Source organism: Pontibacter mangrovi (genome assembly GCF_006385705.1).
GTDB lineage: Bacteria > Bacteroidota > Bacteroidia > Cytophagales > Hymenobacteraceae > Pontibacter > Pontibacter mangrovi.
The window spans coordinates 394443-409593 of record NZ_VFRQ01000001.1; the positions used below are offsets into that span (position 1 = coordinate 394443).

The following is a 15151-nucleotide window of genomic DNA, read 5'->3' on the forward strand; positions in this document are numbered from 1 at the left end:
TTAAACCGAGGCTAAAAACAAATTTTAAACGCTTCTACTATTTCAAAAAGACCGTTTTTTTAAATTAAGTTATTAGTAGTCACCATTTTACAACTGCACCGTTTACAATGTCTAACGTTTCGACAGATGCTGTTTTTCAGTTAATTAAATCGCTGGCACGCTCCGAGAAGCGCCATTTCCGGCTGTTTGCCACGCGGCAGGGCTCCAGCAGCGATATAAAATTTCTGCAGCTATTTGATGCGCTGGATGGTATGGCGCAGTATAGTGAGGAGCAGGTGCTGCGGCAGGTGCCGAGTATAAAGAAAGCGCAGCTTGCCAACCAGAAAGCTAACCTGTATAAGCAGCTGCTGGCTAGCCTGCGGCTGTATCACGCCACCCATAACCCCGACATCCAACTGCATGAGCAGCTGGACTACGCGCGCGTGCTCTATAATAAAGGGCTGTATCAGCAAAGCCTGAAGATGCTGGAGAAGGTGAAGGTGGCGGCGCAACAGGCATCTCACACGCACATTGCCCTGTCGGCCCTTACATTTGAGAAACAAATTGAGCAGCAGTATATCACCCGCAGCCTGGAGGGCCGCGCGGAGGCGCTTACCGAAGAAGCAGACAGCCTGCTGGGGCATTTAGGCCGCATACACCATAACTCCAGCTTGGCGCTGCGCTTGTATGGCCTGTACATAAAACTGGGGCATGCCCGAAACCAAGAAGAGCTAGATAAGTTGACTGAGTTTTTCAACGCCAACGTGCCGCAGCTCGACCCCAAACAGGCGACATTCTCCGAAAAGCTCTCCTTTTACCAGTCGCAGGTATGGTATAATTATATTCTGCAGGACTTTAAGGCATGCTACCGATACGCGCAAAAGTGGGTCGATTTGTTTGAGGAGGAGCCTCAGATGAAGCTGCAGCAGACCACCAATTACATCAAAGGGCTACACAACCTGCTGCTGGCTTTGTACAACATGCTGTATTACAGTAAATTTAAAGAGGCCCTGCAAAAGCTGGAAGACTTTGCGGCAGACAGCAACCGGCGCAGCAGCCCCAACATCGAAACGCTGCTGTTCCTCTACATCTACACCAACCGCATTAATGCCTATTTTATGGAGGGCAAATTTTCGGAAGGGCTGAAGATTGTGCCGGAGATCAGGCGAAACCTGAACGTTTTTCAGCAGCAGCTGGACCCGCACCGGCAGCTGGTTTTCTACTACAAAATCGGCTGTTTATACTTTGGCAGCGGCGATTATAACAGTACCATACTTTACCTGGAGAAGGTCATCCATTACAAAGACGTGAGTTTGCGGGAGGATATCCAGTGCTTTGCCCGAATCCTGAACCTGATTGCGCACTACGAGGCTGGGAAAGACGAACTGCTGGAGTACCAGATAAAATCGGTGTATCACTTTTTGGGCAAGATGAACGACCGCCAGCCCATGCAGGTGGCCATTTGCGACTTTCTGCGCCGCCTGCCGGACATCAGGCCCCTAGAGTTGAAATCAGCCTTTGCCGACTTAAAAGACAAATTGCTGCAGATCTCGGATAATCCGCTTTACAGGCGCCCCTTCCTGTACCTGGACATCATTTCCTGGCTCGACAGTAAAATCCGAAACCTATCGGTGCAGCAGGTAATGCAGGAAAAGTTTAAGCATATGCGGTAGCGAGGCTTTTTCAGGCACAGGTATTCAAAGTGCCTTCCCAGTACCCTTGCCAGCATGCACAAGGCGAGGGTACTGGGCACGTATAAAGTTGGAGCTATACCTAAAAAGAAATCTACCAGTCGATAGGCTTCTTGCCGTGCTCCTCCAGGTACTTGTTAGCTTTGCTAAAGTGGCGGCTCCCGAAAAAGCCACGGTCGGCAGCAAACGGAGAGGGGTGCGCCGCCCGCAGTACCAGGTGCTTCCGCTCATCTATAAAAGCGCCTTTTTTCTGCGCATAAGCGCCCCACAGCATAAACACGACGTTTTCTTTCAGAGCATTCACCTTCTGCACCACGGCATCGGTAAACTCCTCCCACCCTTTCCGCTGGTGCGAGCCTGCGTTTCCGGCCCTCACTGTGAGGGTGGCGTTTAGCAGCAGAACCCCCTGTTTTGCCCACCGCTCCAGGTTTCCGTTTGGCGGCAGGTCTTTGCCCAAGTCGCTTTTTATTTCCTTGAATATATTGAGGAGCGAAGGCGGCGTGCGCACCTGGTCGTTCACGGAAAATGCCAGCCCGTTGGCCTGGTTTGGCCCGTGGTAAGGATCCTGGCCCAAAATAACGACTTCCACTTTATCAAAAGGGCACAGTTCAAACGCATTAAAGATCTGGTTACCTGCCGGATAAACTTTTTGGGAGGCGTATTCGTCTTTTACAAATGAAACCAGCTCTTTAAAGTATGGCTTTTCGAATTCATCTTGTAAGATATTTTGCCAGCTTTCTTCTATCTTTACATGCATGGGTTGACGGGCTTGTTGGGTTTAGGAATTAGGGACCAAGGTTCGCTGCCGCAGCTTAGCCCCCACAATGGTTTCTAAGTATACAAAAAACTCTGGAACATGGATACAAAAACAACGGAAGGTGTAAAAATTACGGTTACCACCAACTACTTGCCGGACTACTCGAGCCCGGTACAGCAGCACTTTGTTTTTGCCTACAGGATAAAGATAGAGAACAATAGTGAGTTTACCGTAAAGCTGCTGCGGCGGCACTGGTACATACATGATGCCACCGGCCAGATGCGCGAGGTGGAAGGAGAAGGCGTGGTAGGCCAGCAGCCTACCCTGGAGCCCGGCGAGATGCACGAGTATGTGTCTGGCTGCAACCTGAAGACGGGCATAGGCAAAATGCGCGGCACTTACCTGATGGAGCGCCTGGTAGATGGCCGAAAGTTTGACGTAACCATACCGGAATTCACGCTGGTGGTCCCTTACAAGCTCAATTAAGCGCCGGCGCTATCAATATTATACGTTGCAAAAGCACTGCGCCACTAACTTTATACTTTACGCCCTGCCCCCAAACCTGCTCTTGTGCCTGACCTAAGATTAGCTGCTGACTACCTGCTGTACCGCGTACGCGCGCTTAAGCTGCACGGCGTACATTCCCCTTTCGTTTTTGATCTGTACCACAACGTGCTGCACCACACGGGCCACTTTCAGGCTTACGACAACGTGGAGGCACTGCGCCAGGAGCTGCTGCACGACGACCGTCAGTTGCAGGTGACGGATTTCGGCGCCGGCTCCAGAAGTATTAACAGGAATACGAGGAAAGTAAAAGACATCGCCCGCACCTCTGCCAAGCCCGCTAAGTATGCACAATTGCTGTTTCGGCTGGTGAACCGCTTCCAGCCGGAGACAATCCTGGAGCTTGGCACATCGTTGGGCATGACAACCTCTTACTTGGCAGAAGCCCGGAAAGAAGCTCAAATTTATACTTTTGAGGGATGCCCTAGTATTGGCCAAGTAGCCAAGGAAGGCTTTAAAAAGAACGGCTACAGCAACATACAGCTTATAGAAGGAAACCTGGACGAGACGCTTGTGCCGCAGTTGGAGCAGCTAGAGAAGCTGGATTTTGCATTTCTGGACGGCAACCACCGCTACGAGCCCACACTGCGCTACTTTGAAAGCTGCTTGGCAAAAAGCCACGAAAACACTGTACTGGTGCTGGATGATATTTACTGGTCTGCGGAAATGAAGCGGGCCTGGCAAGAAATAAAGCACCATCCGCAGGTGCGGCAAACTATAGATTTGTTCTTTATCGGGCTGGTGTTTTTCCGGCCGCAGCAGCCTGAGGAGCACTTTACACTGAATTTTTAAAGTAGCACGTATCAGGTAGCATGATCTTATGGACTTGAACCATGCTACCTGATACGTGCTTCCCCCTATCGAACCGCCTCTCTAATTCGGATTAGTTTCTGCATCAGCCCTTCCAGTTGGTCCAGCGGCAGCATGTTGGCTCCGTCTGATTTGGCTATACTTGGCTGCGGGTGCGTTTCGATGAAAAGGCCATCTGCCCCTACGGCAATGGCCGCTTTGGCAATCGTTTCGATCAAGGCTGGCTTACCGCCCGTAACGCCTGAGCTTTGGTTTGGCTGCTGCAAAGAGTGCGTGATATCCATCACCACTGGTGCGCCAGTAGCCTGCATGGCAGGAATGTTCCGATAGTCCACCACCAAGTCGGAATAGCCAAAGCTGTTGCCGCGGTCCGTCAGAATCACTTTCTCATTGCCCGACTCCCGCACTTTATCCACGGCAAAGCGCATAGCATCGCCAGACAGGAACTGCCCTTTTTTAATGTTGACTACTTTTCCTGTTTCGGCAGCCGCCACCAACAAATCGGTTTGGCGGCAGAGGAAAGCCGGAATCTGCAGCACGTCCACGTAGGCAGCAGCCATGGCAGCCTCGCCGCTTTCATGGATATCGGTTACAGTAGGCACGTCAAACTCCTGCCCCACTTTCTGCAGAATGCGCAGGGCTTTCTCATCCCCAATTCCCGTGAAAGAGTCAAGGCGCGAGCGGTTGGCTTTGCGATAAGACCCTTTAAAAATCCACGGGATCTGCAACTTATCTGTAATCGTTTTGATGCGCTCGGCAATTTCCATCGCCATGTCCTCGCCCTCTATAGCGCAGGGACCGGCCATTAAAAAGAAGTTGCCGCTATCGGTATACTTTAACTTTGGAATCTCAAACATAGGTGTTCATACTTTAGTATCGCCTTCTCGGCACTGCAAAGGTAATAAGAGTTACAGGGTTAGAAAGACAAAATTTTGAATTTAGCTTACACAATTTGCGAACATAACTCCATCGTTGTGAAGCAAAATTTAACCTGCTTTTCTCATCGGCTGTTCCCTACAGGTACATACTTTGAAGGCTTCCAGTCCTTTTTATCCAACGCTCTTAGTTCTATAAATAGCTCCTTGCCCTGCCGCGGCAGGATGGAATTATAGGCCGTTTCGAAATGCAGGAACTCAAAGAATGGCTCAAAGTATGATTTATACTCTTGGCGGCTGCCCCCAAAGGGCGGGCCCGGCTTCGTAAAAGTCGTATCAAAAAGAAGCCCCGCAAGCCTGCCACCGGGTTGCAGGAGCTCTGCGCACTTACGGGCATAAGCAGCGCGGTGGCTTGGGTGCAGGGCACAGAAAAAAGTCTGCTCCACCATCAGGTCGAACTTTCCTTGCAGCGAAAAAAAGTTCTGGCGCAGCAGGTGACTTGCCGGGAACTCCGGAATCCGCTGCTTCAGGTTTTGAAGCGGGGCTGCCGCCACATCCGCCACGTATACTTCCGAGAAGCCTTTCCGGAACAGGTATTCGGCCTCATAAGCATTGCCTGCCCCCGGAATCAAAATAAGCTGCCTTTTGTTTTCCAGCTGATCAAAATATTCTTTCAGTGGCTCCGTTATCTGTCCAACATCCCATCCGGTTTGGTTCTGCTCATACCGCTGCTGCCAGTAGTCTGCATCAAAATCTTGGCTCATCTGTCTTCAATTATAAAACCAATTGTATATATTTGACTTTTGCGCTCGAAAAGCACTTTAACGAAAGCTAACCATAACTACGGGTAATTAAAACATAAACGAGGTAATATATGTCAGCAAACACTCCTGAGAACCGCAGTAACCGCAAATTATTGATTGGAGGCCTGTTAGTGGTGCTCATCAGCATAAACGGAATTCTGATTTACATGAACTATCAGAAAAAGGAGAAAACCGAAGAGCAGGCTGAGATCATCAATGTTAAGAACAAGGAACTGGAGAACCAGATTAAAGTATACGAGGCTCTGAAAGCTGATTTTGAGCGCCAAAGCCAGGAGCTGTCTGCCATGGGCCTGGAGAATGACTCGCTGGAGGCGCAGATTGCCACCATCGCGGCAGACCTGGACGAGCTGCGCGGCTTTCGGAAGCGTAGCTACAGCCTGGCAGACCAGCGCCGTTTCCGCGACAGGGCTTCCGCGTTTGAAAAGCAGCTGAAGGACAAGGACGACGAAATTGCGCGCCTGAAGCAGGACAACGAGGTGCTGTTTACAGAGAACACAGACCTGAAGACCACCCAAACCCGCATGGCAGACAGCCTGACCACCATGCGCTCCACGAACGAACAGCTGAACGAGCAGGTACGGATTGCCTCAAAACTGGAGGCACAGAGCATTAATGTAAACATTATTAACCAGCGCGGCAAAGAGAAAGACGATAACGACAATGAATACAAAGCCAAGCGGGTTGATAAGCTTCGCATCGACTTTAAGCTTGCCAAGAATGATGTAGCTCCAAAAGAGCCTAAGACTGTTTATCTGCGACTGATAGAGCCAGATGGTGCTGCCCTGTATAACTTTTCAACCGGCTCGGGCACTTTCCAGGTAGATGGTGAGGACATGTACTATACTGCCAAGCGTGATTTTGTTTTCGACAACACCCAGCAGGCGCTGAGCTTTACCTATGATAAAAACGCCGCCTATAAAAAAGGCCAGCACACTGTAGAGCTTTACACTGACGGCTTCCTGATCGGCAAAACAACTTTCGTGCTGAAATAGCCAATGAAAATTTAGCCAAGCCAAAGTATGCAGCCCCTGCCCCAACAAGGCAGGGGCTTTTTTTATGTGTAGACTTTGCTCCTGTACTACTTGCGGCATAAATTCTACATGAAAACTGCTTATTTGTTGGTTTATGCATCCAGTCGTTATACTTCTGCAGACTGATTCCACGCTTGTAAGGATTATGGGCGGGTTTAAGCTCCAGCCATTCAGAAGATTTGTTGATGGCGCACTTTCAGAAGGTAAAGGTTCAAGGGTTATAACGTAGAGGAAAGTATGAATTACGGTTGGTAGCAGGGACAATAAAAAAAGCCCTAACCTGGGGCAGGGGCTTTAGTCCATCGTTCACATGTATTTATTTCTTCTTTTGATTATCTAACGGCGCAAACACCACTTTATTCTGCAAAAAGCTTACGATCCTGAATTACCTTGAAACTCTCTACCATTTTCACTGATTCGTGCACATCTTCTGTAAAAATAGCTACAATGGAACCGGGCTCGGCGTTCTCCAGGGCAAAGGCAATAGCTCGCATTTCTTCTGGTATCTGCCGCACAACCTTATGCGGGGCAGTGTCCTTCACGCCCTGCAGCACCGGGCCTAAAATTTCCTGCGCAGTTTTGCCACGCAAGTCTGAGTCGAGCCTTACAATCACTTCGTCAAAGATCTCACCCGAAACACGCCCTATTTCATAAAAGTCTTCCTCCCGGCGGTCGCCTACAGCAGCCACTATGCCTATTTTCTTGCTCACCTCCAGCGCATTCATATAGTCGCCGATGGCTTTCAGACCGCCCACGTTGTGCGCATAGTCCACCAGCACCTCAAACTCCGGAAACTTAAACAGGTTCATGCGGCCAGGCGTTTTACTCGGCGATGGGATGAACGTGCGCAGCGAGGTCTTAATCTCCTCCACCTCGAAATGCGAGATGTAGCCGGCCAGCGTAGCGGCCAGAATGTTCTCAATGTTAAACCGGGCTTTGCCCCCAAACGTCAGCGGCACATCCGCCACGCGGTCGATGCGAATTTTGTAGCTGTTTTTAAAGATGGAGATATAACCGTTCTCGTATACCGCTGCCAGCCCTCCTTTGGCAATGTGCTTTAGAATACGCGGGTTTTCCTCATCCATACTAAAGAAGGCCACCTTGCATTCCACTTCCTCGGCCATGGCATATACCAGGTCGTCATCGGCATTAAGGATGGCATAGCCGTCTTTGCTCACGCTGCGGGGCACAACCGACTTCAGGCGGGCCAGTTCTTCTAATGTATGGATGCCTCCAAGGCCCAGGTGGTCTGAGCTGACGTTGGTCACAATACCGATGTCGCATTGCTCAAAGCCAAGTCCGGAGCGCAGCATGCCGCCTCGGGCGCACTCCAGTACCGCAAAATTAACGGTCGGGTCTTTCAGCACGAACTGTGCGCTGTAGGAGCCGGTCGTATCCCCCTTCTCCAGTAACTTGTCTTGTATGTAGATGCCTTCGGTGGTAGTATAGCCCACCTGGTAGCCTTTGTGCTTTACCATGTGTGCAACCAGGCGTGTGGTAGTGGTTTTACCGTTGGTACCTGTAATGGCTATAATGGGAATGCGAGCGGGCTTAGTGCGCGGAAAAAGCATGTCTACCACTGGCTCAGCCACGTTGCGCGGCAAGCCATAGGTTGGCGAAATGTGCATCCGGAAGCCTGGGGCGGCATTTACCTCCAGCACGGCACCGCGCGTCTCGTTCAATGGGATAGCAATGTCGGTGGTCATCACGTCAATGCCACAAATGTCCAGCCCAATAAGCCCTGCAATGCGCTCCGCCATCAATATATTATAAGGGTCAACCAGGTCGGTCACGTCCGTGGCAGTGCCACCTGTGCTGATGTTGGCGGTGCTTTTCAGGTATAGCTCCTCTCCTGCCGGCAATATGCTTTTGGTGGTCAGGTTCAACTGCTTCAGGATGTTCAGGGTATGCTTGTCCAGCTTTATTTTCGTGAGTGCCTTTTCATGGCCAATTCCCCGTCTAGGGTCCTTGTTTTCTTTCTCTACCAGCTGCTTTATCGTAGAAATGCCATCGCCGGTCACCATGGCAGGCGTACGCTTGGCAGCGGCCACAAATTTGCCGTTTATCACCAGCAGCCTGAAATCAAATCCTTGAATATACTGCTCCATGATAACCCCCTGCGAGAACTTCCTGGCTTCGGTAAAGCCTTTCTGGGCATCTTTCAGGTTGGTGATGTTGATGGTGGCCCCTTTCCCGTGGTTACCGTCCAAAGGCTTGGTCACCACCGGAAAGCCCAGCCAATCAATTGCCTCTTTCAGCTCCGCCATACTATAAATCGTGCGCCCTTTGGGTACCGGCACGCCCGCTTCGTCCAGTATGTCTTTCGTGGCATTTTTGTCGCCGGCAATCTCCACGGCAAAACAGGCAGTACCTGAGGTCATGGTAGCCTGGATGCGCTTTTGGTTAACGCCGTAGCCCAGCTGTATGAGCGAGTGGCGGTTCAGGCGGATGTATGGAATGCCGCGGCTCACAGCCTCCGACACGATAGAATAGGTGCTGGGACCAAAATACTCATCCTCCCGGATATCGTGCAGGCGTGCAATGTCGTCAGCAAGCTTATACTTTTCTCCGCTCACCAACGCATTTGTTATGCGTACAGCGGCATAGGCGGCATACTCTCCGGCCCTCTCCTCCTGGTAAGAGAAAACGACTACCATGCCTCCTTCCTCATGGGCAGGGTAGCAGCGGCCATAGCCACTCTCCATACCTGCCAGCGTTTGCAGTTCCAGGGCTACATGCTGCACCACATGGCCTAACGAGGTGCCTTCCTCTACAGATTTAAAGAAGCCTCCTTCCACACCCTCTGCGGCGCGGTGGCGCTGCATGCTAGGGAATATGGTTTTGAGGCGGGACAAGAGGTGCGGGATTTCATTTGTAGGAACCTGGCTAAACTCATCAAGTGCCAGTTGTAGGACGATAAGCTTCGGGTGTTTAACTGACCAGTAGTTTGGTCCGCGCATAATGCGCAAATCAGTGATTTTCATTCGTTTCTTGCTGTATAAGCCGTGCTTTTACACTTTAGGGCGCATTTACCCATTCTTTCTTTCTGTACAGTGGCTAACGCGTCAGCCGGACGTTTGACAGTATGCCTGTTGCCATAGCAGTTTAGGTGATGCTCCTCCTAAAGCCGCTGAATAGCCTGGCTATACTTTACAACCGTACTTTTGGTTAAGGCACTTTACGGATTTAGATGCTAAAAGATTAGGGCCTGATGCGGAAAATTAAAGAGGCGAAGACGAAGGAAAGCACTTGGGGTGGTGCAAAAAAAAAATCCCCGCTAGCTGTTTTAGCGGGGATTAGAGGTAACGAGCGGATTCGAACCGCTGTAGCAGCTTTTGCAGAGCTGAGCCTAGCCACTCGGCCACGTTACCGTGTGATTGGGAGTGCAAATATACACAGGGATGTATACTTGTCAAAGTTTAGGAGGTTATTTTTTGTAAGCCCATAGCACGTCCACTCCAATAAACTGATGGTCATATTGTTGTAGAAGCAAAATAATTTTGCTGGTCATAGGTTTCGAGTTGATCCACCTTCAGGTAACTCGTGCAGCTATAGGAAATGGTAGCTGAGTCTAAAGGTTGTACTCAGTTGAAAGACTATTTATGATATCTCTTGCAGGTCTGTCTTTATTATCCATAGAGCATTCGATTCTTCATTATGGCATTCAAGACCACGAGCTTTTACATCACAGTCAAATTGAAATTAAACTCTGTTTTTGTCTGGAAACCCCATGTCTTCTGCAAAACTTGTTACTGTACCTTCTTCTTGGATTAACTTCCAGTAATTCGCATGCTTCTCACAATCTTTGGCAGGAGTTGTTGTTCCATTGAAAGTTGCAAGTATGAATTTTTGTCCCTTTTTCATTCTAGGAAATGACGTATCGGATAGTAAAAAAGTCGGCAAGGCCGTCGGCCGAAGCTGACTTTTTTACTATGTTGTGTGGAGTTTTATTCTATTATTTTCTTAAGTTTGATTCTGTCATTAGCTTTCCTAAACCCTATCAGGTAATTGTCTTTTATTCTATACAGAGTAGAATCTGTGGAAAGGGTAAACCCCTCGTTCTCCTTTTCACATTTTCCATCTAAGAATCCAGTCGAAGAGCCTGGGTCTGTGCTGTATGACATACTGAACTCATTTTCTTTTTTCCACCTGATGATCTGAAATGTCGTGTCAGCCTTCACAAACTCCCAACTCTCTAATCGATTCCTTTGGTGTCTTTTTATCCCTTCACCAAAGAGGTAGAACATTATTATTGATGAAGCTATTGAATTTATAAGAAATAGATTAACGTATTCCCTTCTTTTGATTAGGAAAAGAATAGCAGCTATTATTAAGTTTAGGGTAAAGACGAATGGAACGAATAGTAGCACTCCAATCGACACACTTGGGTCAGGGTCCATTTTTTTCACCCAGAACCAAATTAGAACTACATCGATTATCAGTAGTCCTAATACTTTATAGAATATTTTCATTCTTATAAATTACCCACAATGTTACTCGTGTAGCTGAAGCCCGAAACATAGTGAGGGTTATAGCTGCATCTTGTTATGTGTTTTGCTTTTTATTTGACACTTACTGTTGATAATATTCTAGCAACTAACTCCTGTTGACTTTCAGATAAACTATCTGCCACCATAGTTAATGCTGTATCGCTGTTTATGGGTTTAATGTATATTCCAGTTATGCCCATCTTAGGGTTCTTTGCCTTTACTATTTTCCTGTATTGATTGTCAATCGTGTCAACAGAAATGTCATGTTCCTTTATCTCTTCGGGAAGATAAATGGGAAAATCAAAAATATACTCCCCATGTCTACCTGTTGCTACATACTCACTTCCTTTCCATCTCAGGCTATCTTGAACATGAGCTTTTCTCATAGATAGAACATCACCCTTTGGCAGCATATCAACATTATATGTCTTTCCACTTTCCATGAATTGGTAAGAAGCATACTTTACCCATGTACTATCTTCAAGATACTGTTCTGGTGTAGGAGCCAATTCATTGGAATACACACCGTAGTCAAAGAAAAAGCTTATACTATCTCCCTCAATTCTGCCTACATATGAATCAATTCCAGTTTCTTCAATGAGCTTGAAATCAGCTGGAAGCTTGAATGAATACTTACCTATCGATATTATTTCCAAATTCTCTGTTTCTTTGTGCTTTACTGGGTTACAGCTAATTATTGGCAGTAAGAATAAAAGAATCAGTAATCGCTTCATTGGTTGTTTCTATAAATGAGCATGACACATAACTACTGGATATGCGTGAACTTACACTTATCTGCACTATGTACGTAACTCCTGTTGCGTAATTTTTGGCTTGTCTGCTGCCTAAATTTAGTATTGGTGAGGTAGGTGCGTATGAGCATATATGTTTTAGCTAATGTAGCAAAAAGCAAGAGATAATCTAGCGGGCTGACGATTTTATCCAGGGCATGGGTGGTGTGTGGGTATGTCGATGCTGGTTCAGTACCTGGAAGTAGCACAGGTTTGTTATTTCCTCCAAACGCTAATGAACACATCTACCTGGTGCTCGGGGAGGAGAAAGTTCTTCTTTTGAACTGGCAGCCTTACATGGATAAATTGTAAAAGTATAAAAACAAAAAAGCCCCGGATTGCTCCGGGGCCTTCTTTTGTATAACAAGCTTAAGATTAATTAAGCGTTGCTTTCTTCGTCAGAAGTGTCGCCTTCTTTAGAGTCTTTCGCTTTTTTGGCAGCGGCAGCCTCTAATTTCTTCACGCCAGCCTCTTTCTCGTTCTCCAGCATCTGCTCTTTCAGGGCAGAAAGGGCATCCAGGTCACCAAGGGTTGACTTGTTCTCTGCTTCTTTCTGAACTTTAGGAGCTTTCTCCTTCTTCTCGCCAGCTGGGGCAGCTTTCTTCGTAGCTCTTGCAGCTCTTGCAGACTCTACTTCAGAATGTGTAGCTGCGTGAGAAAGGATAATCTTACGATCATCTTTAGAGAACTCAGTCACTTTGAAGTCAAGGCTCTCGCCTGCCTCTACCTGAGAACCGTCCTCTTTCTGAAGTCCTTTAGGGAACGAGAAACCTTCGATGCCGTATGGCAGCTCCAGTGTAGCGCCTCTGTCGGTCTTCTCAAGCACGGTAGCCTTGTGTACCGAACCGATGTTGAATACAGACTCAAACGTATCCCATGGGTTCTCCTCCAGCTGCTTATGGCCCAACGCCAGTCTTCTGTTCGTAACGTCCAGCTCCAGAACAACTACGTCCAGGTTATCGCCAACTTTCACAAACTCAGATGGGTGCTTGATCTTCTTCGTCCAAGACAGGTCAGAAACGTGTACCAGGCCGTCAACACCTTCCTCCAGTTCCAGGAACAGACCGAAGTTAGTCAGGTTACGAACGATGCCTGTGTGCTTCGTGCCAACGGCATACTTCGTCTGAATGTCTTCTTTTGTCCAAGGATCTTCGGTAAGCTGCTTAATGCCCAGAGACATCTTACGCTCTTCGCGGTCCAGTGTCAGCACTACTGCCTCTACCTCGTCGCCTTGCTTGATGAAGTCCTGAGGGTTGCGCAGGTGCTGCGACCAGCTCATTTCAGAAACGTGGATCAGACCTTCAACGCCTGGCATCAGTTCCAGGAATGCGCCGTAGTCAGCCACGTTAACGATTTTACCTTTTACTTTAGAGCCAACCTCGATTTCGGCAGGCAGTGCATCCCATGGGTGCGGCGTAAGCTGCTTCATGCCAAGAGAGATACGCTTCTTGTCATCGTCGAAGTCGAGCACTACTACCTGTACCTTCTGGTCAAGCTGCAATACCTCCTCTGGGTGGTTGATACGGCCCCAAGAGATATCTGTGATGTGAAGCAGACCGTCTACGCCACCAAGGTCGATGAACACACCGAAGTTTGTCATGTTCTTGATAACGCCTTCCAGTACCTGACCACGCTCCAGGTTGTTCAGGATAGCGGCACGCTGCTGCTCCAGGTCTTTCTCGATAAGCACTTTGTGAGATACAACCACGTTGTCGAAAGCGGCGTTGATTTTCACAACTTTCACTTCCATTTTCTTGCCTACGAACACGTCGAAGTCGCGGATTGGCTTCACGTCGATCTGTGAACCTGGCAAGAAGGCCTCCACACCATGGATATCCATGATCAGACCACCTTTGGTTCTTCTCTTAACCACACCCTCCAGAACGTTGTCGTTCTCAAGCGCGTCGTAAATCTTAGCCCAGGCAGAAACGATTTTCGCCTTCTTGCGAGACAAGATAAGCTGACCGTTCGGGTCTTCCTGGTCTTCGATGAACACTTCAACCTCGTCACCAGCTTTCAGGTCAGGCATATCCCTGAACTCAGAAACCGGCACCAGGCCGTCAGATTTGAAACCGATGTTCAGGATCACGTCACGATCAGTGATGCCCACAACAGTTCCTTTAACAACTTCCTGCTCCTGTACGGTAGTCAGGGTGTCGTCATACATTTTTTCCATTTCGGCTTTCTCTGCCTGGCTGTAGCCAGAGCCGAAACCCTGAGACTCAAACTTGTCCCAGTCGAAATTTTCTGGAGAATTACTCATATTGTTTTACTGCTCTTGAGTAGCCACCGGCTTAGAGCAATGTGGCCGGTTTGGTTTAGTTATACATACCCTTGCCTATTGGCAGGGCTCATTCAACCGAATGAACCGCAAAAGTAATAAAAAAAATCAAGATATAATACTCTCGGCAAATATTGTAAGCCTCTTTAAGTAAGAGCCTTAAGAAAGTTAGTTGATGTCTAAAAGTTATTAGTAGCGGTCAGAAAGGATAATGGGGCAAATAGCGAGTCAGCTTTATACTTCACAGCATCGGCAAAGGGTCTATAGCTTAGGTAAGATCAGCTTATACTTTGGCTGGGGGCGGAAATGGTTGACGCGAAGTGGAGTAAGAATAACACGGCATAAAAGCTCAAGTTTAGCAACGGGTAGCCTTACTTCTGAGATCAATTTTATACTTTCATGCATCAGTTTATACTTTATAGTTAATATAACTGAACGTCAGATTATTAATTACAACCAACTAATTATATTAGCAACTACAAAGTACACTTAATTCTCTACTCCGAGGTATACTTTCCAGTCGGTGTTGCTGTGGTTCAGGTGCAGCTGCAGGAAGGTTTGCAGGGATGGGCGCGTAGGTTTGCGCAGCAGTTTGAGGCCTGCCTCCTCGGGAGTGCGGTCGCCTTTGCGGGTATTGCAGCGCGAGCAAGCCGTCACCAGGTTTTGCCATTTGGTCTCTCCCCCGCGGCAGCGCGGCAACAGGTGGTCCAGCGTCAGGTGCTTGACCGAGCCGCAATACTGGCAGCTGTAGTTGTCGCGGCGCATTACGTTGTGTCGGCTTAAGGCAATGCCATAGTAGGGCACGCGCACATAACGCTGCAAACGGATAATGGAAGGAGCCGCATAGGCAGTGCTGACCGTATGGAGAATCTCCGTGGCAGATTTGGTGACCATCTCTGCCTTATCGAGGTACACCAAACGGAAAGCCCTTTGGATAGAACAAACAGCAATGGCGCTGAAGTCCTGGTTTAGGATGAGTACTTTATCTTTCATGGCCAATTTTCCGTCTTTCGCCTACTCTTTTACGGAATTCACCGAAAAGCTGTAGCACCAGACAA

At 48.3% G+C, this 15151-nt stretch carries 13 protein-coding genes and 1 tRNA gene; 4 read left to right on the forward strand and 10 right to left on the reverse strand.

Annotated features, from left to right (window positions below):
* Positions 1 to 107 precede the first annotated feature (107 nt).
* A complete protein-coding gene (locus FJM65_RS01770) occupies positions 108 to 1652 on the forward strand; it encodes a hypothetical protein (RefSeq protein ID WP_140618790.1) in 1545 nt (514 codons plus the stop codon).
* 112 nt (positions 1653 to 1764) lie between these two features.
* On the opposite strand, the gene ung is transcribed toward FJM65_RS01770, so the two are convergent.
* Positions 1765 to 2427: a uracil-DNA glycosylase gene (gene ung, locus FJM65_RS01775; protein ID WP_140618793.1), complete on the reverse strand. Its 663-nt coding sequence runs from the start codon at positions 2425 to 2427 to the stop codon at positions 1765 to 1767.
* Positions 2428 to 2526: 99 nt separating this feature from the next.
* Between ung and apaG the strand changes: the two genes are divergently transcribed.
* Together apaG and FJM65_RS01785 are read left to right on the forward strand one after the other, a co-directional pair.
* A complete protein-coding gene (gene apaG / locus FJM65_RS01780) occupies positions 2527 to 2913 on the forward strand; it encodes a Co2+/Mg2+ efflux protein ApaG (RefSeq protein ID WP_140618795.1) in 387 nt (128 codons plus the stop codon).
* A gap of 84 nt (positions 2914 to 2997) precedes the next feature.
* Entirely contained in the window at positions 2998 to 3783 is a 786-nt protein-coding gene (locus FJM65_RS01785) for an O-methyltransferase (protein ID WP_140618797.1), read from the forward strand.
* Positions 3784 to 3848: 65 nt separating this feature from the next.
* On the opposite strand, the gene kdsA is transcribed toward FJM65_RS01785, so the two are convergent.
* Both kdsA and FJM65_RS01795 read right to left on the reverse strand, forming a co-directional pair.
* Complete coding sequence (gene kdsA, locus FJM65_RS01790; RefSeq protein WP_140618799.1) at positions 3849 to 4658, reverse strand: 3-deoxy-8-phosphooctulonate synthase; 810 nt, start codon at positions 4656 to 4658, stop codon at positions 3849 to 3851.
* 143 nt (positions 4659 to 4801) lie between these two features.
* Positions 4802 to 5440, reverse strand: coding sequence for a methyltransferase domain-containing protein (locus FJM65_RS01795; protein ID WP_140618801.1), 639 nt, complete (start codon positions 5438 to 5440; stop codon positions 4802 to 4804).
* 110 nt (positions 5441 to 5550) lie between these two features.
* On the opposite strand from FJM65_RS01795, the gene FJM65_RS01800 reads away from it, so the two are divergent.
* Positions 5551 to 6492, forward strand: coding sequence for a GumC domain-containing protein (locus FJM65_RS01800; RefSeq protein ID WP_140618803.1), 942 nt, complete (start codon positions 5551 to 5553; stop codon positions 6490 to 6492).
* Between the two features lie 395 nt (positions 6493 to 6887).
* Here FJM65_RS01800 and cphA read toward each other — a convergent pair whose 3' ends face one another.
* The 7 genes from cphA to FJM65_RS01830 form a co-directional block, all read right to left on the reverse strand.
* The gene (gene cphA / locus FJM65_RS01805; protein ID WP_140618805.1) at positions 6888 to 9515 is read right to left on the reverse strand and encodes a cyanophycin synthetase; all 2628 of its coding nucleotides are present in this window, start codon (positions 9513 to 9515) and stop codon (positions 6888 to 6890) included.
* Between the two features lie 316 nt (positions 9516 to 9831).
* A tRNA-Cys gene (locus tag FJM65_RS01810) sits at positions 9832 to 9902 on the reverse strand.
* A gap of 331 nt (positions 9903 to 10233) precedes the next feature.
* Positions 10234 to 10395, reverse strand: coding sequence for a hypothetical protein (locus FJM65_RS21135; RefSeq protein ID WP_181163608.1), 162 nt, complete (start codon positions 10393 to 10395; stop codon positions 10234 to 10236).
* A gap of 83 nt (positions 10396 to 10478) precedes the next feature.
* Positions 10479 to 11003, reverse strand: a complete 525-nt coding sequence (locus FJM65_RS01815) for a hypothetical protein (protein WP_140618807.1) — start codon at positions 11001 to 11003, stop codon at positions 10479 to 10481.
* 89 nt (positions 11004 to 11092) lie between these two features.
* Entirely contained in the window at positions 11093 to 11755 is a 663-nt protein-coding gene (locus tag FJM65_RS01820; RefSeq protein ID WP_140618809.1) for a hypothetical protein, read from the reverse strand.
* A 436-nt stretch (positions 11756 to 12191) separates the two neighbouring features.
* Positions 12192 to 14075, reverse strand: coding sequence for a 30S ribosomal protein S1 (rpsA, locus tag FJM65_RS01825; protein WP_140618811.1), 1884 nt, complete (start codon positions 14073 to 14075; stop codon positions 12192 to 12194).
* A 507-nt stretch (positions 14076 to 14582) separates the two neighbouring features.
* On the reverse strand, positions 14583 to 15086 hold the full coding sequence (locus tag FJM65_RS01830; RefSeq protein WP_140618813.1) for an HNH endonuclease: 504 nt from the start codon (positions 15084 to 15086) through the stop codon (positions 14583 to 14585).
* Positions 15087 to 15151 lie beyond the last annotated feature (65 nt).

Coding starts and splice junctions, on each gene's coding strand:
- FJM65_RS01770 (WP_140618790.1), top strand. CDS start 108: ATGTCTAACGTTTCGACAGATGCTGTTTTTCAGTTAATTAAATCGCTG.
- ung (WP_140618793.1), bottom strand. CDS start 2,427: ATGCATGTAAAGATAGAAGAAAGCTGGCAAAATATCTTACAAGATGAA.
- apaG (WP_140618795.1), top strand. CDS start 2,527: ATGGATACAAAAACAACGGAAGGTGTAAAAATTACGGTTACCACCAAC.
- kdsA (WP_140618799.1), bottom strand. CDS start 4,658: ATGTTTGAGATTCCAAAGTTAAAGTATACCGATAGCGGCAACTTCTTT.
- FJM65_RS01795 (WP_140618801.1), bottom strand. CDS start 5,440: ATGAGCCAAGATTTTGATGCAGACTACTGGCAGCAGCGGTATGAGCAG.
- FJM65_RS01800 (WP_140618803.1), top strand. CDS start 5,551: ATGTCAGCAAACACTCCTGAGAACCGCAGTAACCGCAAATTATTGATT.
- cphA (WP_140618805.1), bottom strand. CDS start 9,515: ATGAAAATCACTGATTTGCGCATTATGCGCGGACCAAACTACTGGTCA.
- FJM65_RS21135 (WP_181163608.1), bottom strand. CDS start 10,395: ATGAAAAAGGGACAAAAATTCATACTTGCAACTTTCAATGGAACAACA.
- FJM65_RS01815 (WP_140618807.1), bottom strand. CDS start 11,003: ATGAAAATATTCTATAAAGTATTAGGACTACTGATAATCGATGTAGTT.
- FJM65_RS01820 (WP_140618809.1), bottom strand. CDS start 11,755: ATGAAGCGATTACTGATTCTTTTATTCTTACTGCCAATAATTAGCTGT.
- rpsA (WP_140618811.1), bottom strand. CDS start 14,075: ATGAGTAATTCTCCAGAAAATTTCGACTGGGACAAGTTTGAGTCTCAG.
- FJM65_RS01830 (WP_140618813.1), bottom strand. CDS start 15,086: ATGAAAGATAAAGTACTCATCCTAAACCAGGACTTCAGCGCCATTGCT.